This window comes from Sphingomonas sp. Leaf37 (assembly GCF_920939475.1).
GTDB lineage: Bacteria > Pseudomonadota > Alphaproteobacteria > Sphingomonadales > Sphingomonadaceae > Sphingomonas.
Genome location: NZ_CAKLAX010000001.1, coordinates 584,337 through 606,712 on the forward strand (window position 1 = coordinate 584,337; position 22,376 = coordinate 606,712).

A 22,376-nucleotide genomic window follows, 5' to 3' on the forward strand; every position below is an offset into this window, starting at 1 on the left:
TAACCTTCCTTGTCACAGCGTGTCCGACTAGCCTTACCCGAACGGGAGGCGGGGAATGCAGGCACAGCAACCGGGCGGATGGATCAGCTATGCGGTCCCGCTCGTCATCGTCGCGATCGTCATGGCGATCCGGTGGAAGCGGATGAGCCGGGTTAGGCCGCTCAAGCTCGAGCGGCTGTGGATATTGCCCGCGATCTACGCGGTGGTGATCGGGTTCACTTTTTCGCGCTTTCCGCCGCAGGGTTGGGGATGGGCGTTCTGTCTTGCCGCTTTGATGCTCGGTGCGGGGCTGGGGTGGCAGCGGGGCAAGATGATGCGGATCACGCTCGATCCAGAGACGCATACGCTCGGTCAGACGTCGTCGCCCGCGGCGTTGCTGTTCATCCTGCTCCTGATCGTCGTCCGGAACGGTGCCAAAAGCGCCGTGGACTATGCTGGGCCGGTCGGGCTCGATCCGATGGCGATGACGGATATCCTGATGGCGTTGGCGCTCGGGCTGTTCACGGCGCAACGGCTGGAGATGTATCTGCGGGGAAGGCGGATGCTGGCGGGCGGCTCACGCGATCTCGCCGGCTGACAGGGTTTCCTGCCGCCGGCGGACGGCTTCGCGCCAGACGATCACCAGTCCGCTGGCGATGATGACCGGCGCGCCGATCCAGGTCGCCGCCGCCGGGAGCGAGCCGAACAGCAGCCAGCCGAGCAGGGTCGCCCATAACAGGCTGGAATAATCCATCGGCACCACGACCGACACCGGACCGAGACGTAGCGAGTTGGTCATCGCGATCTGCGCGCAGCCGCCGAGCGTGCCGACTGCCGCCAGCGCTGCCCAACCGGTCGGGCTGTGCGCCTGCGCGACCGGCAGGTAGAAGACCGACAGGGGTACCAGCGACAGGACGGAGAACCAGAAGACGGTGGTCAGCGCAGCCTCGGTCTTGCCGATCTGGCGGAGCAATATGGTAACGCAGGCGGTCCCGAATGCGCCGGCCAGCGAAAAGGCCGCGCCGCGCAACGGGAAATGGTCACCGGCCGGTTGCGCGACTATCAGGACACCGGCGAACCCGACGAGGACTGCGCCCCAGCGCCAGACACCGGTCGGCTCGCGCAGCACCGCCGCGCCGAGGATCGTCGCGAAGATCGGCACGGTGAAGCCGATCGTCGTCGCCTCCGCCAGCGGCAGCGCGACGATGCCGTTGAAGGTCATCGCCATTGCCGACAGCCCGACGATCGCGCGGAGGACATGTGCAGGCAGGCGCTGCGTCGCGACGGCGGAGAGGCTTGGACCCGCAAGGATTACGCCCGTCACCAGCAGCGCCGCGCCGAACTGGCGGAAGAACAGGATCTCGACGACGCTTGCGCCCGCTTGTTCGGCAAGTTTGATCGCGGCGTTCATCAGCGCGAAGAACACCACGGACAGCAGGCGCAGCGCGATCGCGGGAAGGATACGGTCGGATGTCACGCGGGCGTCCTAGCGGCGGCGCCTGCTAAAGTCCTCCCCCGCCAAAGGGGAGGTGGCACGGCGCAGCCGTGACGGAGGGGGAGGGAAGCGACGGCGTCCGTGATCATAGCGTTCACCGCTTACCTCCCCCACCACCATTCGGCTGACGCCGAACGGTCCCCCTCCCCCTGGCGGGGGAGGAATGAAGGTGGGTGACGAATATGGCGGAGCGGCATAAAGGCACCCCATGAAGCACGCTCTCTCCGTCACGCGCGAAGCCGATTTCGCCGCCTGGTACCAGTCCGTCATTGCCGAGGCCGACCTCGCCGAGGAATCCGGCGTGCGCGGGTGCATGGTCATCAGGCCGTGGGGCTATGGCATCTGGGAGCGCATCCAGCGGCTGCTCGACGACCGGATCAAGGCCACCGGGCATGAGAATTGCTATTTCCCGCTGTTCATCCCGCTGTCCTATTTCGAGAAGGAGGCGGAGCACGTCGAGGGCTTCGCCAAGGAGATGGCGGTCGTCACGCATCACCGGTTGATCCCGGACGGCAAGGGCGGGCTGATGCCCGATCCCGCCGCCAAGCTTGAGGAGCCTTTGGTGGTGCGGCCGACGTCGGAGACGGTGATCGGCACCGCGTTCGCGCGCTGGGTGCAGTCGTGGCGCGACCTGCCGGTGCTGATCAACCAATGGGCCAATGTCGTGCGCTGGGAGATGCGGACGCGCATGTTCCTGCGCACCAGCGAATTCCTGTGGCAGGAAGGGCATACCGCCCACGCCACTGCGGACGAGGCGCGCGAAGAGACGCTGAAGATGCTCGAGGTTTACCGCTCGTTCGCCGAGGATTGTCTCGCGTTGCCGGTGGTCGCGGGCGAGAAGCCGGAGAACGAGCGCTTCCCCGGCGCGGTCGCTACCTACAGCATCGAGGCAATGATGCAGGACGGCAAGGCGCTGCAGGCGGGCACCAGCCACTTCCTGGGCACGAACTTCGCCAAGGCGCAGAACATCCGCTTCCAGAATACGAGCGGCGAATTCGAACTGGCGAACACGACAAGCTGGGGCGTCAGCACGCGGATGATCGGCGGCGTCATCATGGTGCATGGCGACGACGACGGCCTGCGTGTGCCGCCGCGGATCGCGCCGTGGCAGATCGTGATCGTGCCGATGCTGCGCGACGTGCCCGAGGACGAGGCGCTGGTCGCCTATGCAAAGGACATCCAGTCCAACCTTGCCGGCCTGACGGCGTTGGGCGAGCCGGTGCGCGCGCTGCTCGACCTGAAGCCGGTCAAGGCGGCGACCAAGCGCTGGGGCTGGGTCAAGAAGGGCGCGCCGATCATCGTCGAGATCGGCGGTCGGGATATGGCGGGTGGCAACGTGTCGGTGATCCGCCGCGACCGGCTGTACCGTGAAGACGGCAAGCTGGATTCGCAGGTTATGCCGCGCGGCGATTTCGAGGCGGATGCGCCGGCGCTGCTGGCGGCGATCCAGGACGCGCTGCACGAACAGGCGCGCGAGCGGTTGCAGGCGAACATCGTGCCCGCACGCGATTGGGCCGGCGTGGAAGCGCATTTCGCCGAGGGCGTGAAGAACCCTGGTTGGGTCGAGGTGTCGTGGTCGAAGCCGACGGGCGCGGCGCTGGATGCGGTGGTCGAGCGGTTGAAGGCGCTGAAGCTGACGATCCGCAATGCGCCGAGCGATGCAGGTGCGCTGGAGGGTGCGTGCGTGTTTACCGGCGAGCCGGCGGTGGAGCGGGTGCTGCTGGCGCGGGCTTACTGACGGGCGCTGGCTTGGCGTCGTCGAGTAGGCGACGGCGGGGATCGCCGGTATTCTGCGGCGTTCGTCATCCTCGCGTGGGCGGGGACCCATAGTCACTGTACTGTCCGCTCTATTCTCGAAGTCAGCCAGTATGGATCCCGCCTGCGCGGGGATGACGAGGCTGGGGGCGGGAACCTTACATCCCATTTTTCCGTCATCCCGGCGAACGCCGGGACCCATGGTTGCGAGCGGCTGCTGATGTGCGCCGTAGCCAATCCAGCCATTCCATGGGTCCCGGCGTTCGCCGGGATGACGGAGAGGGGGGCAGGGAAGGAGAGTAAGGAGCGGGAGCGACGGCATAGTCGTGCACATCGGGGCGCAGCACTACTCCTCCCGCGACGCATCCTCATACCGCCGCCCGACGTGCGCCTCGCCGCGTTCCGCCGCCAGCAGCGCCTGCCGGTGCCGCTCGGCATAGCGGGCGCGGTCCTCCTCACCACGCACGTCGGCGCAGCGGGGGCAGGCGATGCCCTCCTCGTATAGCGGCGATGCGCGGTCCTCCGGCGATACGGGCATCCGGCATGCCCGGCACAGGCCATGCGTGCCCGGCGCCAGGCCATGCCCAACCGCGACGCGCTCGTCGAAGACGAAGCACTCGCCCTGCCACGCGCTGTCCTCTGCCGGCACGTCTTCCAGATATTTCAGGATGCCGCCCTTGAGGTGGAAGACGTCCTCGATGCCCTCGGCCTTCAGGAACGCCGTCGCCTTTTCGCAGCGGATGCCGCCGGTGCAGAACATCGCGACCTGCTTGTCGCCCGCCACCAGCGCGTCGCGATGGTCGCGGAACCACGCCGGGAAGTCGCGGAACGTCCGCGTCGCCGGGTCGATCGCGCCGGCGAAGGTGCCGACCGCGACCTCGTAGTCGTTGCGGGTGTCGATCAGCACAGTTTTCGGATCGGCGATCAGCGCGTTCCAGTCTGCCGGCTCGACGTAATGGCCGGCATCGAGCGGTTCGATCGCGGGTTCGCCCATCGTCACGATCTCCGCCTTCACCCGAACCTTGGTGCGGTGGAACGGCATCGTCCCGGCGCGCGATTCCTTTACGTCGAGGTCGGCGCAACCGGGTAGCGCGCGGATATGGGCGAGTACCGCCTCCATCCCGGCATCGGTGCCGGCGATGGTGCCGTTGATGCCCTCATGCGCGAGCAGCAGCGTGCCGCGCACGCCCGCCGCTTCGCACGCGGCCAGCAGCGGCGGTTTCAGGGCGGCGGGATCGGTGAACGGGGTGAAGCGGTAGAGCGCACAGACGCGGAACATGGAGAGCCTTTAGCCGCTCGGCGGCGCGCGCGCAAAGATGGAGCATGACGGAACGCGGTCGGCTCCCTATCTCTCATCCGTGCATAAGAAAACCAGACCCGGCCTGCCAACGCAGGCGCAGATCCTCGACTTCATCGCGACCTCCGACGTGCCCGCCGGCAAACGCGAGATCGCCAAGGCGTTCGGCCTGACCGCGCAGGAGAAGATTGCGCTGAAGGCGTTGCTGAAGGACATGGCCGACGAAGGCCTGATCGATAGCGCCCCCGGCCGCGCCTTCCACAAGATGGGCGGGCTGCCCAAGGTGACGGTGCTGCGCGTCGCCGATGTCGATGACGGCGGCAACGTGTGGGCGGTGCCGGAACGGTGGGAGGCGGACACGCCGCCGCCGCGCCTGCGGGTGCGCGAGCGGAAGGGGAGCACGCTGGGGATCGGCGAACGCATCCTGGCGCGGACCGAGGAAGCGGGCGCGGGCTGGATCGCGCATCCGATGAAGGTGCTGGCGAAGGCGTCGGAGCAGGTGCTCGGCGTGTTGCGGCGCGAGGGAGACCGGTTCTGGCTGACCGGGGTCGAGAAGAAGGACCGGCGCGAGTTCCCGGTGTCCGACGTTGGCGAGGCGCAAGCGGGCGATCTCGTGATGACCGAAATCACCGGGCGGCCCCCGCGGCTATCGGTGCGGGTGGTGCAGCGGTTGGGCGATCCGTTCGCGCCGCGCAGCTTCTCGCTGATCGCGATCCACAAGCTCGGCATTCCCGACGTGTTTTCGGGTGAGGCGCTCGACGAGGCGGAGCGGGTGTCGCAGCTGCCGTTGGGTGACGATCGCGAAGACCTGACGCATCTGCCGATCGTCGCGATCGATCCGGTCGATGCGCGCGACCACGACGATGCGGTGTGGGCGGCGCCCGACGACGATCCCGGCAATGTCGGCGGCTGGAAGGCGGTGGTCGCGATTGCTGACGTCAGTTTCTATGTGCGGCCCGGTTCGGAGATCGACCGCGAGGCGCGGCGGCGGGGCAACTCGGTGTATTTTCCCGATCGCGTCGTACCGATGCTGCCGGAGATCCTGTCCGCCGAGGTGTGTTCGCTGAAGGAAGGGGAGGATCGCGCGGCGCTGGTGTGCCATTTGCAGGTGGGGAAGTCGGGCAAGCTGGAGAGCTGGCGGTTTTCCCGGGCGCGGGTGCGGATTGCGGCGAACCTGGCGTATGAAGATGCGCAGGCAATGATCGACGGCAAGCCCATTCCCTTCAGGGGAGGGGACGCGGGCGTCGGTCTCAGTGAGACGTCCCCCACCCCCAACCCCTCCCCTGAAGGGGAGGGGTTTATCCTGGGCTCGCTCCGCCACCTTTGGGACTGCTGGCGCGCGCTGGCGAAGGCGCGGGATGCGCGCGAGCCGCTCGACCTCGATCTGCCCGAACGGCGGGTCGTGCTCGACGAGAAGGGGCGGATCATGTCGGTCGCGCCGCGCGAGCGGCTCGATGCGCACCGGTTGATCGAGGATTACATGATCGCCGCCAACGTCGCCGCTGCCAAGGCGCTGGAGGCGAAGAAGGCGCCGGTGATGTACCGCGTGCACGAACCGCCAAGCCGTGAAAAGCTGGTCGCGTTGAAGGACTATCTGGAGACTTTCGACGTGGCTTTCGCGCTCGGGCAGGTGATCCGTCCGGCGACATTCAACCATGTGCTGAACCGCGTCGGTGACGCTGATTTCCGCCCGCAGGTAATGGAGCAGGTGCTGCGCACGCAGACCCAGGCTTATTACGCGCCGGCCAACCAAGGGCATTTCGGGCTGTCGCTGAGCTCCTACGCGCATTTCACCTCGCCGATCCGGCGTTATGCCGATCTCGTCGTCCACCGCTCGCTGGTCGCGGCCTACAAGCTCGGGCCGGGTGAGCTGACCAGGACGGATGCCGAGGCGATGGAGCAGATCGGCACCACCATCAGCGGCCTCGAACGCCGCGCGATGGAGGCGGAGCGCGATACGATCGATCGCTATGTCGCGGCGTTCCTGTCGGAAAAGGTCGGCGAGACGGTGTCGGCGCGGATCACGGGGGTGCAGAATTACGGCTTCTTCGCCACGGTGGAGGGAATCGGCGGCGACGGGCTGATGCCGGTCCGCGATCTGGGCGGCGAATATTTCCGCTTCGACGAGGCGGCGCGCAAGCTGATCGGCGAGCAGACCGGCGAGGAATATGCGCTCGGCCAGCGCATCGACCTGAGGCTGGCGGAGGCGAACCCCGTGTCGGGCGCGTTGCGCTTCGAACTGCCGGGCGGCAAGGGGGCGGCACCGGGCGCGCGGCATGTCGGCTCGGGGCGCAAGGATCGCGTGATCAAGCATCGCGGGCGGCCGCAGAACATCCGCCATCAGGGCAAGCGGCGGTGACGCGTCTGGTGCGTGTCGAGCCGCAGGGTACGGTGCGCGACCGTTATCTGGTGCACGGGACGATCGCGCCGCGTTTCGTCGACGCGCACGCGGTGACGGCGAGCGATGCGATCGATTTCGCGCCGGCCGATGAGCGCGAGGCGAAGGCGTTCGCGGCGATGGTCTCCGACGGGTCGATCCGGGTGGCTGTGCCGGGACGGTTTTGGTTCGACATGGATGCGTATGAGGCGGCTGCGGCAGGACGACGGGCGAAGCGGGTGCCGGTGATGCTGATCGTGACGCTGTTGATCGCGGTGGGGGCGGTGATGTTCTACCGCGGATGAAATCCTCCCCGGCGAGGTGAGTCGAGGGGGCGTTTCCGCGAGTCACCACGTTCATGGTGGACCTCCCCCTCCGCCACGGCTTCGCCGCGCCACCTCCCCCTGGCGGGGAAGGAATTGCAAGACTCACCCCGCAGTAAACGTCAGCCCGGCCTTGTCCTGCAAGCGATCGCGCAGCGTCGTGCCGAGCAGCGCGCCGGGGGTCCAGACGCCGCCGGCGCCTTCCGTTTCCAGCAGGCAGCGCGCGGTCTCGGCGATCATCTTGCTGGTCGATCCATAGCCGGGGTCGCGGTCACCGGTGACCACCGCGTCGAAGCGCGCGCCGTCGGGCATCAGGCCGACGAACAGCAGGTCGTAATGGCCACTGTCGCGCTCTTCCTTGCTGGGGCCTTCGCCGGGTTTGGGCCCCTTGTCGCTCGCCAGCGGGTTGAGCTTGGCGATCGCGTCCGCTGCCGCCTTGCCCATCTCGCCGAGGCCGGCGACCATCATCTCGTCGTACACGAAATCCTTGCCGTAGCGGTGGTCGAGCAGGAAGTTGGTGCGGTGGACGTTCTTGGTGTTGATCGCCGCCATGATGAACGGCGCGACCCAGGTGTTGAGTGTCGCGTCGAATTCGGGCAGCAGCCCGGTCGGCTGGTGCGGGCCGCTGAAGCCGGGGGTCAGCGCAAATGGGCTGGCGAGCAGGCCGAGGATCGACGGATCGCGCGCTGCGGCGGCGAGCGTCGCCTTCAGGCTTGCCGCGGTGCCGCCGGAAAAGCCGCCCTTCATCGCCCGTACGCGGCCCTTCACGCGGGGTGCTGGATGGCCGTATTTGGCGCGGGCGCATTCCTGCAAGGTCAGCACGCCGAGATCGAACGGGATCGAATCGAAGCCGCAGGAGAACACGATGCGCGCGCCGCTCGCCTGCGCTCCGGCATGGTGGGCGTCGATCATGTGGCGCATCCACGCCGGTTCACCGCACAGGTCGACGTAAGCGGTGCCCGCGGCGACGCAGGCGGCGATCAGCGGCTCGCCATAGAGCTGGTATGGGCCGACGGTGGTGAGCACGACCTGCGTCGATTGCGCCATCGCCTTCAGGCTGGCGGGATCGTCTGCATCGGCGACGAGCAGCGGCGTGTCTGCGGGCGCGCCGATGATGTCGCGCACCTCCTCCAGTTTGGCGCGGCTGCGGCCCGCCATCGCCCAGCGGGTGACGTTCTGTTGGCCGAAATATTCAGCGACGAGGCGCCCGGTGAAGCCGGTCGCGCCATAGACGATAATGTCATAGTCGCGCATTGCTCTCTCCTGTTGCTTTACGCGAACGTCATGCGCTTTGCGGGACAAGGGATCAAGTTTCCCCATACATCCCAACGAAAACCGGGATGACGGAAGGTTACGCCGCCTCGCTGAACTGCAAGCTCGCCAGCCGCGCGTACAAACCGCCGTGACCGATCAGGCTGCTATGCGTACCCTCCTCGACGATCCCGCCTTGATCCATCACAACGATGCGTTCCGCGGCGCGAACCGTCGCCAGCCGGTGCGCGATCACCAGCGTGGTGCGGTTCTCCATCAGTCGTTCCAATGCCTGCTGCACCAGCCGCTCGCTTTCGGCATCCAGTGCGCTGGTCGCCTCGTCGAGCAGCAGGATCGGCGCATCGCGGAGCAGCGCGCGCGCGATCGTCACCCGCTGGCGCTGGCCGCCGGACAGGCGCGCGCCGCCTTCGCCCAGATTGGTGTCGAGGCCCTGCGGCAACGCACGCAGGAAATCGGCGGCGTTGGCGGCTTCTGCCGCGGCCCACAATTCGTCGTCGGTCGCTTCCCACTGGCCATAACGCAGATTGTCGCGGGCGCTGGCGCCGAAGATCACGGTTTCCTGCGGCACCATCGCGATCTGTGCGCGGATCGCGGCGGGGTCGGCCTCCCGCAGATCGACGCCATCGAGCAGGACGCGGCCCGCGGCGGGGTCGTAGAAACGCTCGGCAAGCTGGAAGAGCGTAGATTTGCCCGCACCCGAGGGGCCCACCACCGCGACCGTTTCGCCGGGACGTACGCTGAGGGTGAAATCCTCCAGCGCGGCGACGTCGGGGCGGGTCGGATAGTGGAAGCGGACGTGCTCGAACGACAGCGCGCCGTTGACCGGTACGGGCAAGGGGATCGGCGCGGCGGGGCGCGTGATCTCGGGCTGTTCGCGCAGCAGTTCGGCGAGACGGCTGGCTGCGCCGGCACCGCGGAGCAGATCGCCGTACACTTCGGTCAACGCGCCGAACGCGCCGGCGACTATGCCGCCGGTGAGCACGAAGGCGGCGATCGCTCCGCCGCTGATCTTGCCGGCGGCGACATCGGTCGCGCCCTCCCACAGCACCAAAGTAATCGACCCGAAGATCAGGAAGATCATGATCGCCGTCATCACTGCCCGCAACGCGATGCGCGACTTGGCGGCGGCGAAGGTCGCGTCGACCGCGCTGGTGAAGCGTTGCGCCTCGCGCGGCTCCTGTCCGAACGCCTGGACGATCTTCATCGCGCCGAGCGTCTCCGTGATCAGCGATCCGACGTCGGCCACCCGATCCTGCGACGTGCGCGACAAGTTGCGGATGCGGCGGCCCAGGATCGTCACGGGCAGGATGATGAGCGGGATGCCGAGCAGCAGCATGCCGGCCAGTTTGGGCGACAGCGCGAAGAGATAGATCATGCCGCCGACACCGGTGAAGGTGTTGCGCAGCGCGATGCTGACGGTGCTGCCGACGACGTTTTCGATCAGCGCAGTATCGGACGTCAGGCGCGATGCGATTTCCGACGGACGATTTTCCTCAAAGAAGCGCGGCGTCAATCCGAGCAGGTGAGCTTGCACGCGCGTGCGGATATCGGCGACGACCCGTTCGCCCAGCCAGGACACGAAATAGAAGCGGATCGCCGTCGCTACCGCGAGGACCGTGACGATCATCAGCAGGTAATGGAACGACGACGCCACCGTCTCGCCGCCGCCCGGTGCGAAGCCGCGATCGATCACGCGCTTGAATCCATAGGGGATTCCGATCGTCGCCGCGGACGTGGTGGCAAGCGCGGCAAGCGCGATGGCGAGTTGGCGCGGATAACTCAGCACGCGCTCCAGCACGAGCCGGAGATCGCCGAGGCGGCGGTTGCTGGGAACGGGATCTTTGGCCATGCCGACGCGCCTAGCAGTCGCGGGAGGGTGGCTCAACGGCTCGCGACGGGCGGGCATTGGGGCCGGTGGGGCGTCTCGGGCGTTCAGACTGATTACACGGGCCGTGATTTGCGTTACGACGCTCTCAACCTATCTTATGTAAAGATGCGAACCATGCTCTACGACGCCTATGAAATGCAGCGCTCGATGCTCGCCGGGGCCAGCGCGATGGCCACGTTCGGGGCCGACTGGATGCGCAATCCCGCCAATCCGTGGTCGTACGTTGGCGGTGGCCAGATCGTCAGCTCGGCGCTCGACGTGTTCGCGCATGCGTCCGCGACCCGGGGCAAGCCGGCGTTCCGGCTGACGCACACGACGATCGACGGGCGCGAGGTGGCGGTGCATGAAGAGATCGTGCTGCAAAAGCCGTTCGGCCAGCTGAAGCGGTTCCGTCGCGAGGGCGTCGAGGGCGGACCCAAGCTGCTGATCGTCGCGCCGATGTCGGGCCACTTCGCCACGTTGCTGCGCGGCACTGTAGAGCGGATGCTGCCGACCGCCGAGGTCTACATCACCGACTGGCGCGACGCGAAGCTGGTGCCGCTGTCGGACGGGCGTTTCGACCTCGATGATTATATCGATTATTTGATCGCGTTCATGGAGGCGATCGGCCCCAACGAGGGGCAGGGCGGTGCGCACATGCTCGCAGTCTGCCAGCCATCGGTGCCATGCTATGCCGCCGTTGCGCTGATGAGCGCGGACCAGAACCCCCGTCGTCCGAAGACGCTGACGATGATGGGCGGGCCGGTCGACACGCGCGAGGCGCCGACCGCTGTCAATACGTTGGCGACCGAGCGGCCACATGCGTGGTTCGAACAGAATGTCGTGGTGACTGTGCCGGCGATGTACCCGGGTTCGGGCCGCAAGGTGTATCCCGGCTTCCTTCAGCTCGCCGGCTTCATGTCGATGAACCTCGGCAACCACATGGTCTCGCACTGGGAGATGTTCAAACATCTGGTCCAGGGCGACGGCGAGAGCGCGGACGCGACCAAGGGGTTCTACGAGGAATATCGGTCGGTCTGCGACATGACGGCGGAATTCTATCTGCAGACGGTGGAACTGGTATTCCAGAAGCATGCACTGCCGCGGGGCGAGATGATGCACCGCGGGCGCCGGGTCGATCCGGGCGCGATCACCGATGTCGCGGTGCTGGCGATCGAGGGCGAGCGCGACGACATCTCCGGTATCGGCCAGACGAAAGCGGCATTGACGCTGGCGACCAACCTGCCCGAAGACAAGAAGCGTTATCTGATGGCGGAAGGCGCCGGCCATTACGGCATCTTCAACGGATCGAAGTGGCGCAACCATGTCGCGCCGGTCGTCGAGGAATGGATGGCGGCGAACGCCTGATATGAAACGAGCGGCCTGTTGAAAGGCCGCTCGTATGGTTTCGACGAAGGGGCGGTGGCGACCGCCCCTGTTTCGTGTCAGGCGACCGAGTCGACCACGGCGTGGCTGCTCGATTCATCGCCGCGGATCGTGCCGCCGAACAGCATCTTTACCCGGCCCGATATCGAGATGTCGGTCTCCCACAGCTCCGCACTGTCGATGTCAAAGCGCAGCAGCGTGACGTTCGGATCGTCCTTGCCGTTCGGGAACCAGGCGTCGACCTGATTATTCCAGAGCTTGTCGATCTGACCCCGGTCGTTGTCCTGGCTGACATTGCCGGCGAGGCAGGCGAAGAAGTCATGCCCCTTGCCGACGAACTGCGCCATCGCGTCGCCGCCCTTCGCGATACGGTTGTCCTTGCCAGCGAAGAAGAACAGCGTGTTCGGCTGATCGTCGTCGATCTGCGCAGTCATCGGCTCGGAATGTTCACCGTCCACAAGGCCGATCATCACGAACGGGCTCGCCTTCAGCTTGTCGAGGAACTTGGCGGCAATCTCCTGAGGACTGTCGTGGTCGGCCATGCGTCGTCTCCTGTACGGGGTTTGGCGGGAGAACGAGCGCGGCGAGGGTTGGTTGCGCGGTTGGCAGCTTCGGCCATCGACGTGATCGACAGACGCAAACGATAAAGCACACGGGCGGGGCTCGGGTAGTAGCCTGAAGCCCAAACGATTTGGACCCCGACCGTAGCAGCGGTCGAGGCCCATACAAGGAGGACACCAATGACAATGCCCGATCCGGACATATGCCGATCAGGCTAATACTTCAACTCACAGCACCTCGAACAAACCCGCCGCGCCCATGCCGCCGCCGATGCACATCGTCACGACGACGTACTTCGCCCCGCGGCGCTTCCCCTCGATCAGCGCGTGGCCGGTCATGCGGGCGCCCGACATGCCATAGGGGTGGCCGATAGAGATCGCTCCGCCGTTGACGTTGAGCAGTTCGTCGGGAATGCCGAGCGTGTCGCGGCAATAGAGAACCTGCACCGCGAACGCCTCGTTAAGCTCCCACAGGCCGATGTCGCTCATCGTCAAACCGTTCTTTTCGAGCAGCTTGGGAATCGCGAAGACCGGGCCGATGCCCATCTCGTCGGGCTTGGTGCCCGCAACCGCCATGCCGACGTAGCGGCCGAGCGGGGAGAGCCCACGCGCCGAAGCGACGCTTTCCTCCATCAGCACCGATGCCGATGCGCCGTCCGACAGCTGGCTGGCGTTGCCGGCGGTGATGACGCCGTCCGGTCCGACGACGGCTTGCAGCGCCTGCAAGCCTTTCAGCGTCGTGTCTGCACGGTTGCCCTCGTCCTTCGACAGGGTGACGTCTTTGGTGCTGACCTCCTTTGTCGCCTTGTCCACCACGTTCATCGTCGCCGACAGCGCGACGATCTCGTCATCGAACTTGCCCGCGGCCTGGGCGGCGGCGGTGCGCTGCTGCGACTGGAAACCATAGGCGTCCTGCACGTCGCGGCTGATACCATAGCGTTTGGCGACCGTTTCGGCGGTCTGGAGCATCGGCATGTAGATGTCGGGGTGCATCGCGATCAGCTGCTTGTCGGGGGCGACGCGCATCTGCGGTGTCTGCACCATGCTGATGCTTTCGACACCGCCGCCGATCGCGATATCCATGCCGTCGACGATGATCTGCTTGGCGGCGGTGGCGATCGCCATCAGGCCGCTGGCGCATTGGCGGTCGAGCGACATGCCCGACACCGATGTCGGCAGGCCCGCACGCAGCGCTGCCTGGCGGGCGATGTTGCCGGCCTGATGGCCCTGCTGGAGCGCGGCGCCGAAGACGACGTCGTCGACCTCGGCGCCATCGATCCCCGCGCGCCTGACGGCATGTTCGATGGCGTGGCCGGCGAGCGCCTGCGGCGTCGTGTTGTTAAACGCGCCGCGATAGGCGCGACCGATCGGCGTACGGGCGGTGGAGACGATGACGGCTGAGCGCATGGTGGATTTCTCTCGGCTGATGATGAGACGGTTAGACGAATATCTGGCTGATCCATTCGGCGATCATCGCGGGTTTCGGCTGCCCTTCGATCTCGACGGTGAATTCATTGGTCTGCTGGAACTGGCCGGGACGCTTTTCGTCGAATTCGATTAGTTTGAAATGCCCGCGAATACGGCTGCCGGAGCGGACGGGGGTGAGGAAGCGGACTTTGTTGCCGCCATAGTTAACGCCCATCTTCACGCCCGCTAGCCGGGGGGCGTCCGGCACTTTCGACGCGAGCAGCGGCATCAGCGACAGCGTGAGGAAGCCATGCGCGATGGTGCCGCCGAACGGCGTCTGCGCTGCGGCGGCGGGATCGACGTGGATGAACTGATGGTCGCCGGTCGCATCGGCGAAGGTGTCGATCATCGCCTGCGTCACCTCGACCCAGTCGGAGACGGTTTCGGTGCCGATCCTGGCTTTCATCTCGTCGACGGTGATCGTCGTCACGGGATTCCCCTTCGCTGCAGTTTGGCGCTAGACGCGGGCCATTCTGTAGGCGCGGGAGGGTGTCCCTCGCAAGCCTCGACCGACCGAAAGCTTGAACATGTCCTCTGACGTAACGTCCGCCGCCCGGAAATCCATGGCGCAACTGTACCGCGCCAGCGAACCCGATGTTCTAAAACCCCTACTGGACCGTGCATCGACCTCTCCCGACTCGCGGCAGCGGATCATGGGGCATGCGTCAGGACTGCTGGCAGACCTGCGCGCGGCGCAGAATCGCGGCTGGGTGAACCAGTTCCTGCAGGAATATCGGCTCAATTCGTCAGAAGGCGTCGCGCTGCTGAGCCTTGCCGAGGCGTTCCTGCGCGTGCCGGACCCGGAGACGGCGGACCTGCTGATCGCCGACAAACTGGGCGATGCCGACTGGCGCGCGCACGCCGGGCGATCGAACAGCAAGCTGGTCAACAGCGCGACCTGGGGTCTCGTGGTGGGCCGCGTGCTGGTGGGCGAGGGGCCGTCCGGGCCACTGCGTCGGCTGATCTCCCGCGCGGGAGAGCCGTTCGTCCGGCAGGCGGTCGGCGCGGCGATGAAGATGATGGGTGAGATCTTCGTGATGGGCCGCACCATCGACGAGGCGATGCGGCGGATGAAGAAGCCGGACAACAAGGGCTTCACCGCCAGCTTCGACATGCTGGGCGAGGCTGCGCGGACCTATGACGACGCGGATCGCTATTTCCGGGCGTATGTCGGGGCGATCGATGCGGTCGGCAGCGATCCGGCGGCGGGGCATTCGGTGTCGGTGAAGCTGTCGGCGTTGCATCCGCGGTACGAGGTGGCGCGGTGGAGCGAGTGCGTGCCGGCACTGACGCAGATGCTGGAGGCGCTGGCGGTGCAGGCGGCGGCGAAGAACATCGCGCTGACCGTCGATGCGGAGGAATCCGAGCGGCTCGAGATGAGCCTCGACATCATCGGTGCGGTCGCGGCGCTGCCGAGCCTGAAGGGCTGGGACGGGTTCGGCATGGCGGTGCAGGCCTATGGCAAGCGCGCGCGGCCGGTGGTGGCGTGGGCGAACGGGCTGGATCGCGTGATGAACGTGCGGCTGGTCAAGGGCGCCTATTGGGACAGCGAGATCAAGCGGACGCAGGTCGAGGGGCTGGCGGACTACCCACTGTTCACGCGCAAGGCGGCAACCGACGTGTCGTATCTGGCGGTGGCGAAGGACATGCTGGCGGCGGAGAATATCCGGCCGGCGTTCGCCAGCCACAATGCGCTGACGGTGGCGACGATCCTGGAATGGGCCGGCAACAGCCGCGACTTCGAATTCCAGCGGCTGCACGGGATGGGCGACGGCCTGTACGAGCGGCTGGTGCGCGAGAACGGCTATCATTGCCGGATTTACGCGCCGGTGGGCGGGCATCGCGATTTGCTGGCGTATCTGGTGCGGCGCTTGCTGGAGAATGGAGCGAATTCGAGCTTCGTGCATCAGTTGGCGGATGCGCGGTTGAGCGAGGACGAGATTCTGGCGGACCCGGTGGCGAAGATCGCTGCGGTCGGCGGCACGCGACATCCGAGCATTCCGTTGCCGAAGGACCTGTTCGCGCCGGGGCATCGCAATTCGAGCGGGCTGGATTTGAGCGATGTGGCGACGCTGGAGGCGGCGGTCGCGGCGGTCAAAAAGCCGCTTCCTCGCGCTCACCCTCACCCGTCGCCGGCTGACGCCGTCTCTTTCTCTCCCGATGGGAGAGGGAAGGGGCCCGCTGCCGCAGGCGGTGGGAAGGGTGAGGGTGAGGGCGTGTCCGCCGCCGTCACCCGCGCGCATGCCGCGTTCCCGGCGTGGTCGGCCACGCCGGTGGACGACCGCGCCGCCTGCCTCGAACGGCTTGCGGACCTGCTGGAGGAGAATCGCGACCGGTTGATGGCGATCTGCGTGCAGGAGGCGTTCAAGACGATCCCCGATGCGATCGGCGAGGTGCGCGAGGCGGCGGATTTCTGTCGCTATTACGCCAGCGAGGCGCGGGCGCGGTTGCGCGCCGTCGAGCTGCCCGGGCCGACCGGCGAGCGCAACATGCTGCATATCGAGGGGCGCGGCGTGTGGGCGACGGTGGCGCCGTGGAACTTCCCGCTCGCGATCTTCCTCGGCCAGACGGTCGCGGCGCTGGTCGCGGGCAACACCGTAGTCGCCAAGCCGGCCCCGCAGACGCCGGAGATTGCGCGCTTCGCGGTCGAGCTGGCGCATCGCGCGGGCGTGCCGGCGGATGCGCTGGTGCTGGTGACCGGCGGGCCGGAGGTCGGCGCTGCGCTGACCGGCGACGTGCGGGTGGCGGGCGTCGCCTTCACCGGATCGACCGCGACCGCCAAGCGGATCGCGCGGACGCTGGTGCAGGACGACGATCGCCCGATCGTGCCGCTGATCGCGGAAACGGGCGGGATCAACGCGATGATCGTCGATTCCACCGCACTGCCCGAGCAGGTGGTAGCGGACGTCGTCACATCCTCGTTCCGGTCGGCGGGGCAGCGCTGTTCGGCGCTGCGCCTGCTGCTGGTGCAGGAGGATGTCGCTGATACCGTCATCCACATGCTGACGGGGGCGATGGATACGCTGCGGCTGGGTGATCCGGGCGATCCGGCGACGGATGTGGGGCCGGTGATCGACCGCGCGTCGTACGAGAAGCTGATGGACTATCGTGCGAGTGTGACCGACCGGACGCTCAAGACGCTGGAGGCACCGGTGGACGGGCTGTTCGTGCCGCCGACGCTGGTGAAGCTCGACCGGATCGAGGATCTGGACCGGGAGTGGTTCGGGCCGATCCTGCATGTTGCGACGTGGGAAGCGGGCAAGCTGTCCGAGACGATCGGGCGGGTCAACGCCAAGGGCTATGGCCTGACGATGGGGTTGCACAGCCGTATCGCACGTGCGGCGGAGGTGACCGAGGCGGCGGCGGCGGTCGGCAACCTCTACATCAACCGGTCGATGATCGGCGCTGTGGTGGGGTCGCAGCCGTTCGGTGGTGAGGGGCTGTCGGGCACGGGGCCGAAGGCGGGTGGACCGCATTACCTTTACCGGTTCTGCGCAGAGCGGGCAGTCTCGGTGGATACGACCTCCGCCGGCGGCAATGCGACGTTGCTGAGCCTGGACGAAGGGGGAATTTGAGGGGCAGCAGCGCGGGCCGGGAGACGCTCGCGCCTGCTGCTCTCGTGGGCGCTACCAGCGGAACGGAAGGGTCCGACAGTCGGCGCAGAACAACAACAATCGGCTACGCCCGCGGATCAGCGTGCCGACGCGGAGTTGCTCGATCGTCCAGCGCCCTCTGCTGCCGTCGGTAAAGGTTACCGTCCCGGATGCCTGACACGGCGAACGATCCAGCGTGGCGTCGGCCGCCACGGGATCGACCCGCTTGGCGGTCATCAGGAAACGTCGAACCTGAGCCGCGGATGGCCTGAAGCTGCCGCACGAGACACGGTCGCCGGCTTCGGCATACGCGCGATGGCCGACGCGGGAGACGACGAGCGTGCGGATGGCAGGCAATCTGCCGGCGCAAAGCGGCGGCACCTGCTCCGTTCCGACCGTGCATGCGCCATGTGCCGCCAACGCCACAAGTAACAGACCTACCATCGCGCCGTACTCGCCTCTGACGGTGTTTTTCGCGACAATTGCGGATGGCGGAACACTTCCGTTATCTGAACGCGGAAGGTTTGCGCCAACTGGCCCACCAGCCACTTCAAAGCGGCGTTCCGGGCTTCCGTAGTCGTAACGAAGATGCCTGTCTTAGTCGACACCTCCCCCACCAACTCTATGTCGATGCTATCCCTGTTAGCAGGATATCGTGCAGGGTGCGCCTTTTTCATCTCCAGGAGGCTTTCCGTAATCGATGAAAACTTGGCATACCGCGTCATGCTGATGGGCGAGCAATCATGATCGGCCAAGCACCGTGCCTCCAACTTGCCGACCCGTTGGTGAGTGTGGCAGCGATGCATTCTGATAGAGCGTATCATTCTTGTCGACCAAGACATATTTCTCGAACGTTCTACGAATACATAACTTTGATGCCCAGAACAATTTGCCAGTCATGGCATTGCCGCAGTCCTGGTCACTGCTTCACACCGGCCCCCGCTTCCACCGGCACTGCATAGGGCATCACCAATGTCCCGTCCGGGGCGGCGGTGTAGGTCGTCTGCGTCGGATAGGGGATGCTGATCCCTTCATGCGCGAAGCGCGTCATGATGCTGACCATGATGCGATCGCGCATCGGGTGGGCGGTGGCCCAGTCGTCGCCGGGAATGTCGAACTGGAGCGCGAAGTCGAGGCTGGAGGCGCCGAAATTCTCGAAGCCGCTGCGGGCGACCTTGCCGCCTTCGGCCTCGACGATCTCCTTCAGCATGTCGGGAATACGGGCGAGGGTTTCCGGGGGTGTCTCGTATGCGGCGCCGATCATGAAGCCGATGCGGATATGGTCGCGGACGCTGGTGTTCTGGATTTCCTTGTCGAGCAGCTGCTTGTTGCTGATGACGCGCAATTCGCCGGTGAAGGCGCGGATGCGGGTGCTTTTCAGGCCGATCGATTCGATGACGCCGCTGGTGGTGCCGTAGCTGATCTTGTCACCGCGGCGGAACGGGCGGTCGAAGATGATCGCGAGCGCCGCGAACAGGTCGCCGAAGATGCCCTGCGCCGCCAGACCGATGGCGATGCCGCCGACGCCGAGGCCGGCGATCAGTCCGGTGACGTTGACGCCGAGATTGTCGAGCACGACGACCAGCGCGACCGCGAACAGCGCGACGGTGACGAGCAGGCGGATCAGGCCCATCGCCGACAGCAATGCCTCGCCGCTGTAATGTTCGCTGCTGGTACGATGTTCGATCGCGCCGAGGATCAATTCGCGCGCCCAGATCGCCGCCTGGAACACCGAAGCGACGGTCCACAGGAAGTTGACGGTGGTCGCGACCTGGCTGGGGGCGCCGGCGTAACCGACGACCAGCTTGGCGGCGAGCATGACGATGAAGAAGTTGTTGGTGCGGGTGATCGCCCGGCCGACGATCGTACCCCAGCCGCGGCGGGGGATGCCCGCCACGCCGTCACCGCTGCCGAGTGGTTTGCCACAGAGGCGCTCCCCCAGCTTGCGCAGGCCGTGCAGCGCGACGACGATGACCGCGCCGATTCCGAAGGCGATGAGGATCTGGAGCCAGTGGGTGTGCAACCAGACCTCGCTGGCGACGTACAGGTCGCCGATCTCGTTCTGGACGTTGTCGGCGTCGAAGATCGGCGCCTTGGCGGCGGTGGTGGTGTTGCTAGCCATGAATACTCTTTGTCAGGCGGCTGCCTTCATGTCGGGCAGCGTCGCGGGCGTTCCGGCTTCGAGGAACGCGATGAGGCCGCGTTCTTCGCGGCTGAGGTAACGGGCGGAGCGCGGCAGGCGCAACGCCTTGCGGAATGTGCTCTGGCCCTGTTTCACAAGCGCGATGAGCGCGGGGTGAACGTAGCTTTTGCGCGCGATGGCGGGGGTGTTGCCGAGGCGCTCGACCACCGGTTCCAGCAGCGCTTTCAGGCTGAGGTCCGCCTCGGCCTTCGCCAGCGCCTCGAACGCGGTGACGCTGGCGCCCCAGGTGCGGAAATGCTTGGCGGTGAAGTCGGCGCCGCTCGCGCGCTTGATGTAGTCATTGACATCGGACGAGGTGACCGGATGCGCGTCTCCGTCGGCATCGACCCAGGCGAAGAGGTGCTGTTCGTCGAGATCCTGCATCTTCTTCACCGTCGCGGCGAGGCGTTTGTCGGTGACCTTCATGTCCCGTTCCTTGCCCGACTTGCCCTTGTAGCGGAGCTTGAGCGTGTCACCGCGGACCGTGCCGTGTTCCTTGCGCAATGTGGTGGCGCCGTAGCTCTCGTTCGCTTCGACATAGGCTTCGTTGCCGACGCGAATGTGGCCGATGTCGAGCAGGCGGACGACGGCGGCGATCGCGCGATCCTTGTGCAGGCCGCGCGAGGCGAGGTCTTCCTCCACCCGGGCGCGGACCTTGGGCAGGCAATGGCCGAAGTCGGCGCATTTTTCGTATTTCGCCGCCTCCTGCGCCTCCCGGAAGCCGGTGTGGTAGCGATATTGCTTGCGGCCCTTTTCGTCCCAGCCGACCGCCTGGATGTGGCCATTGGGCTTCGGACAAAACCAGGCGTCGCGGTAGGCGGGGGGTAAGCCGACAGCGTTCAGGCGGTCGATCTCGTCGCGATCGGTGATGCGGTCGCCGTTCGGAGCATAATAGGCCCAGCCGTTGCGCACCTTCTTGCGGGTGATCCCGGGTTTCGAATCGTCGCAATAGGTGATCCGCGTTGCCACTCGGCGCTTCCTTGTCAGCAGGTGATCCGAAAATGCGCGGGGAGGCCGGTGTGTTCCGGAACGGGCGGGTGCGGGCGGGGGTTGAGGCGAGGTATCCCCACAGGAGTGAAACGACATGGCCGATCTATCCGACGCCCGCGTGCTGATGCTGGCGACCGACGGGTTCGAGCAGGACGAACTGTTCAAGCCACGGCAGGCGTTGCTGGATGCGGGTGCCAAGGTGACGCTGGCATCGATCAGGACCGACGCGATCACCGGAGTGATCAACGACAGCGACAAGGGCGAGAGCATCACGCCGGACATGACGCTGGATGACGTCGACACGGACGATTACGACGCGCTGGTGCTGCCGGGCGGGGTGGGCAACCCCGACAAGATGCGGTTGCAGGAGCGCGCCGTCGAGATCGTCACGGAGTTCATGGAAGATGGCAAGATCGTCGCAGCGATCTGCCATGCGCCGTGGCTGCTGGTCGAGGCGGACGTGGTCGACGGGCGGCGGGTGACGAGCTGGCCGTCGGTGCGGACCGATCTGGAGAATGCCGGCGCGGATGTCGTCGACGAGCAGGTCGTCGTGGACGAGAATCTGATCACCAGCCGCAAGCCGGACGATATTCCGGCGTTCAATGCCGCGATCATCGCGGCGCTGGAGGAAGAGTTGGCGGAGGAAAGCGAGGACGCCTGACGTCTGGCCAATTCCTGCTGAGGCGGGGAGGTGGGCCGTGCCGCTCGTAACCGCACGTCGCTTGCCTCCCCCTCCGTCAGCCTTCGGCGGCCGCCTCTTCCTTGCGGGGGAGGAACCGGCGTTGGTTGATCCACCGCTGCGCGGGTCGCTCGATGCCGTGGTAGAGTGCGATCGAGGCGGCAAGCACCAGCGCGAGGTACAATGCGATCAGGGCCGGCGACAGCGACTGGCTGGAGAGCGGAAGTTTGAAGGCTTTCCAGATCAGGAAGTGCGACAGGTAGGTCGCGTAGCTGATCTCGCCGAGATAGTGGATCGTACGGCCTTCGAGCAGATGGTGTTTGCGGCCCGAGGTCAGCGCGAGCGACAGCAGCAGCGCAGCGAAGCTTGCGGGCGCTGCTAGGGTTTCGGGGGTGCCGAGAATCCAGGCGGTGATCGCCAGAGCCGTCGCCGTTAGCGCCAGGGGCGTCTGCGAACTTAAAGATCTCTGGATTTGAGGGGCGCCGGTTGTGTCTTCGTGTTCCCGCGTTCGCAGGAACACCGTGGCCAGGATCGTGCCTACGGCGAATTCGATGAGGCAGCGGATCAGGCCATAGCGGGGGATGTTCTCGCCGAGCGAGGGTGCGCCGTTCATGGCGACGTGCAATGTCAGGAACAGCGCCGCTACGATGCAGATCAGCGCCGTCGTCGGCAGCTTGCGCCAGTCGACGGTCAGGACCAGCAGCGGGAACAGCAGGTAGGCGGCGAGTTCGCAGCTGATCGACCAGGAGGGATCATTCCAGCGGAGGGTGTCGGTGAACCCCCAGTTCTGGACCAGCAGGACGTGCAACGGCAGTTCCGCCAAGGGGAACGCCGGATCGTCGCGCCCTGTCGCCCGCAACACCAGCGCCAGCGCTACCGCGGCGGTCAGCATGACCACGTGCAGCGGCCAGATACGCGCGACGCGCTTTTGCAGGAAGCGCGGGATCGCGCCGGGCGTGCGGAAGCGGTCGTGCCATGTCAGCCAGATGACGAAGCCCGACAGCAAAAAGAAGAAATCCACCGCGAGATAGCCCTTGGCGAAGGCCGCTTCGGTCGCAGGCGGGAGTCCGGCCATGCCGCTGCGGATGTGGTAGAGGACGACCAGCCATGCCGCGAGACCCCGCACGCTGGTGAGGATGCGGAGTTCGGTCATC

Annotated in this window: 18 protein-coding genes; 7 read left to right on the plus strand and 11 right to left on the minus strand. The window is 66.3% G+C overall.

Annotated elements, in window-relative coordinates; translation table 11 throughout:
* Positions 1-55 precede the first annotated feature (55 nt).
* Entirely contained in the window at positions 56-577 is a 522-nt protein-coding gene (locus tag LRA87_RS02555) for a CcdC protein domain-containing protein (protein WP_230628894.1), read from the plus strand.
* Here LRA87_RS02555 and LRA87_RS02560 read toward each other — a convergent pair.
* Entirely contained in the window at positions 557-1,456 is a 900-nt protein-coding gene (locus LRA87_RS02560; RefSeq protein ID WP_230628896.1) for a DMT family transporter, read from the minus strand. The two genes, LRA87_RS02555 and LRA87_RS02560, sit on opposite strands and share 21 nt — an antisense overlap.
* Before the next feature lie 226 nt (positions 1,457-1,682).
* On the opposite strand from LRA87_RS02560, the gene proS reads away from it, so the two are divergent.
* Positions 1,683-3,212 carry a proline--tRNA ligase gene (gene proS / locus LRA87_RS02565; RefSeq protein ID WP_230628898.1) on the plus strand — a complete coding sequence of 510 codons (1,530 nt, stop codon included), beginning with the start codon at positions 1,683-1,685 and terminating at the stop codon, positions 3,210-3,212.
* 363 nt (positions 3,213-3,575) lie between these two features.
* On the opposite strand, the gene trhO is transcribed toward proS, so the two are convergent.
* On the minus strand, positions 3,576-4,508 hold the full coding sequence (gene trhO / locus LRA87_RS02570; RefSeq protein ID WP_230628899.1) for an oxygen-dependent tRNA uridine(34) hydroxylase TrhO: 933 nt from the start codon (positions 4,506-4,508) through the stop codon (positions 3,576-3,578).
* Between the two features lie 37 nt (positions 4,509-4,545).
* Between trhO and LRA87_RS02575 the strand changes: the two genes are divergently transcribed.
* Entirely contained in the window at positions 4,546-6,885 is a 2,340-nt protein-coding gene (locus LRA87_RS02575) for a ribonuclease R family protein (protein WP_230628901.1), read from the plus strand.
* Positions 6,882-7,208: a hypothetical protein gene (locus tag LRA87_RS02580; RefSeq protein ID WP_230628903.1), complete on the plus strand. Its 327-nt coding sequence runs from the start codon at positions 6,882-6,884 to the stop codon at positions 7,206-7,208. The genes LRA87_RS02575 and LRA87_RS02580 overlap by 4 nt, the downstream gene beginning before the upstream one ends.
* Positions 7,209-7,331: 123 nt before the next feature.
* Here the strand turns inward: LRA87_RS02580 and LRA87_RS02585 are convergent, their stop codons facing one another.
* Positions 7,332-8,480, minus strand: coding sequence for a saccharopine dehydrogenase family protein (locus LRA87_RS02585; protein ID WP_230628905.1), 1,149 nt, complete (start codon positions 8,478-8,480; stop codon positions 7,332-7,334).
* Between the two features lie 97 nt (positions 8,481-8,577).
* Positions 8,578-10,347 carry an ABC transporter transmembrane domain-containing protein gene (locus LRA87_RS02590; protein ID WP_230628907.1) on the minus strand — a complete coding sequence of 590 codons (1,770 nt, stop codon included), beginning with the start codon at positions 10,345-10,347 and terminating at the stop codon, positions 8,578-8,580.
* Positions 10,348-10,500: 153 nt separating this feature from the next.
* Between LRA87_RS02590 and LRA87_RS02595 the strand changes: the two genes are divergently transcribed.
* On the plus strand, positions 10,501-11,733 hold the full coding sequence (locus LRA87_RS02595) for a polyhydroxyalkanoate depolymerase (protein ID WP_230629789.1): 1,233 nt from the start codon (positions 10,501-10,503) through the stop codon (positions 11,731-11,733).
* Between the two features lie 77 nt (positions 11,734-11,810).
* Here LRA87_RS02595 and LRA87_RS02600 read toward each other — a convergent pair whose 3' ends face one another.
* The 3 genes from LRA87_RS02600 to LRA87_RS02610 all read right to left on the minus strand — a co-directional run bounded on the left by LRA87_RS02600 (position 11,811) and on the right by LRA87_RS02610 (position 14,208).
* The gene (locus LRA87_RS02600; RefSeq protein ID WP_230628909.1) at positions 11,811-12,293 is read right to left on the minus strand and encodes a pyridoxamine 5'-phosphate oxidase family protein; all 483 of its coding nucleotides are present in this window, start codon (positions 12,291-12,293) and stop codon (positions 11,811-11,813) included.
* Positions 12,294-12,539: 246 nt separating this feature from the next.
* Positions 12,540-13,718, minus strand: a complete 1,179-nt coding sequence (locus LRA87_RS02605; protein ID WP_230628911.1) for an acetyl-CoA C-acyltransferase — start codon at positions 13,716-13,718, stop codon at positions 12,540-12,542.
* A gap of 31 nt (positions 13,719-13,749) precedes the next feature.
* The gene (locus tag LRA87_RS02610; protein ID WP_329958576.1) at positions 13,750-14,208 is read right to left on the minus strand and encodes a MaoC family dehydratase; all 459 of its coding nucleotides are present in this window, start codon (positions 14,206-14,208) and stop codon (positions 13,750-13,752) included.
* Positions 14,209-14,341: 133 nt separating this feature from the next.
* On the opposite strand from LRA87_RS02610, the gene putA reads away from it, so the two are divergent.
* Complete coding sequence (gene putA / locus LRA87_RS02615) at positions 14,342-17,353, plus strand: bifunctional proline dehydrogenase/L-glutamate gamma-semialdehyde dehydrogenase PutA (RefSeq protein ID WP_230628912.1); 3,012 nt, start codon at positions 14,342-14,344, stop codon at positions 17,351-17,353.
* Between the two features lie 51 nt (positions 17,354-17,404).
* Here putA and LRA87_RS02620 read toward each other — a convergent pair whose 3' ends face one another.
* From LRA87_RS02620 to LRA87_RS02630, 3 genes are all read right to left on the minus strand, one after another.
* The gene (locus LRA87_RS02620) at positions 17,405-17,728 is read right to left on the minus strand and encodes a hypothetical protein (RefSeq protein ID WP_230628914.1); all 324 of its coding nucleotides are present in this window, start codon (positions 17,726-17,728) and stop codon (positions 17,405-17,407) included.
* A 562-nt stretch (positions 17,729-18,290) separates the two neighbouring features.
* The gene (locus LRA87_RS02625) at positions 18,291-19,493 is read right to left on the minus strand and encodes a mechanosensitive ion channel family protein (RefSeq protein ID WP_230628916.1); all 1,203 of its coding nucleotides are present in this window, start codon (positions 19,491-19,493) and stop codon (positions 18,291-18,293) included.
* A gap of 12 nt (positions 19,494-19,505) precedes the next feature.
* Entirely contained in the window at positions 19,506-20,522 is a 1,017-nt protein-coding gene (locus tag LRA87_RS02630) for a DNA topoisomerase IB (RefSeq protein ID WP_230628918.1), read from the minus strand.
* A 115-nt stretch (positions 20,523-20,637) separates the two neighbouring features.
* On the opposite strand from LRA87_RS02630, the gene LRA87_RS02635 reads away from it, so the two are divergent.
* Positions 20,638-21,204, plus strand: coding sequence for a DJ-1/PfpI/YhbO family deglycase/protease (locus LRA87_RS02635; RefSeq protein ID WP_230628920.1), 567 nt, complete (start codon positions 20,638-20,640; stop codon positions 21,202-21,204).
* Between the two features lie 76 nt (positions 21,205-21,280).
* Here LRA87_RS02635 and LRA87_RS02640 read toward each other — a convergent pair whose 3' ends face one another.
* On the minus strand, positions 21,281-22,375 hold the full coding sequence (locus LRA87_RS02640; protein ID WP_230628922.1) for an acyltransferase family protein: 1,095 nt from the start codon (positions 22,373-22,375) through the stop codon (positions 21,281-21,283).
* Between the last annotated feature and the right edge of the window lies 1 nt (position 22,376).

Excerpts from the sequence above, each read along its gene's own strand:
- putA (WP_230628912.1), top strand. The coding sequence starts at position 14,342 with ATGGCGCAACTGTACCGCGCCAGCGAACCCGATGTTCTAAAACCCCTA.
- LRA87_RS02555 (WP_230628894.1), top strand. The coding sequence starts at position 56 with ATGCAGGCACAGCAACCGGGCGGATGGATCAGCTATGCGGTCCCGCTC.
- LRA87_RS02585 (WP_230628905.1), bottom strand. The coding sequence starts at position 8,480 with ATGCGCGACTATGACATTATCGTCTATGGCGCGACCGGCTTCACCGGG.
- LRA87_RS02595 (WP_230629789.1), top strand. The coding sequence starts at position 10,501 with ATGCTCTACGACGCCTATGAAATGCAGCGCTCGATGCTCGCCGGGGCC.
- trhO (WP_230628899.1), bottom strand. The coding sequence starts at position 4,508 with ATGTTCCGCGTCTGTGCGCTCTACCGCTTCACCCCGTTCACCGATCCC.
- LRA87_RS02600 (WP_230628909.1), bottom strand. The coding sequence starts at position 12,293 with ATGGCCGACCACGACAGTCCTCAGGAGATTGCCGCCAAGTTCCTCGAC.
- LRA87_RS02640 (WP_230628922.1), bottom strand. The coding sequence starts at position 22,375 with ATGACCGAACTCCGCATCCTCACCAGCGTGCGGGGTCTCGCGGCATGG.
- LRA87_RS02605 (WP_230628911.1), bottom strand. The coding sequence starts at position 13,718 with ATGCGCTCAGCCGTCATCGTCTCCACCGCCCGTACGCCGATCGGTCGC.
- proS (WP_230628898.1), top strand. The coding sequence starts at position 1,683 with ATGAAGCACGCTCTCTCCGTCACGCGCGAAGCCGATTTCGCCGCCTGG.
- LRA87_RS02575 (WP_230628901.1), top strand. The coding sequence starts at position 4,546 with ATGGAGCATGACGGAACGCGGTCGGCTCCCTATCTCTCATCCGTGCAT.
- LRA87_RS02590 (WP_230628907.1), bottom strand. The coding sequence starts at position 10,347 with ATGGCCAAAGATCCCGTTCCCAGCAACCGCCGCCTCGGCGATCTCCGG.
- LRA87_RS02625 (WP_230628916.1), bottom strand. The coding sequence starts at position 19,493 with ATGGCTAGCAACACCACCACCGCCGCCAAGGCGCCGATCTTCGACGCC.
- LRA87_RS02635 (WP_230628920.1), top strand. The coding sequence starts at position 20,638 with ATGGCCGATCTATCCGACGCCCGCGTGCTGATGCTGGCGACCGACGGG.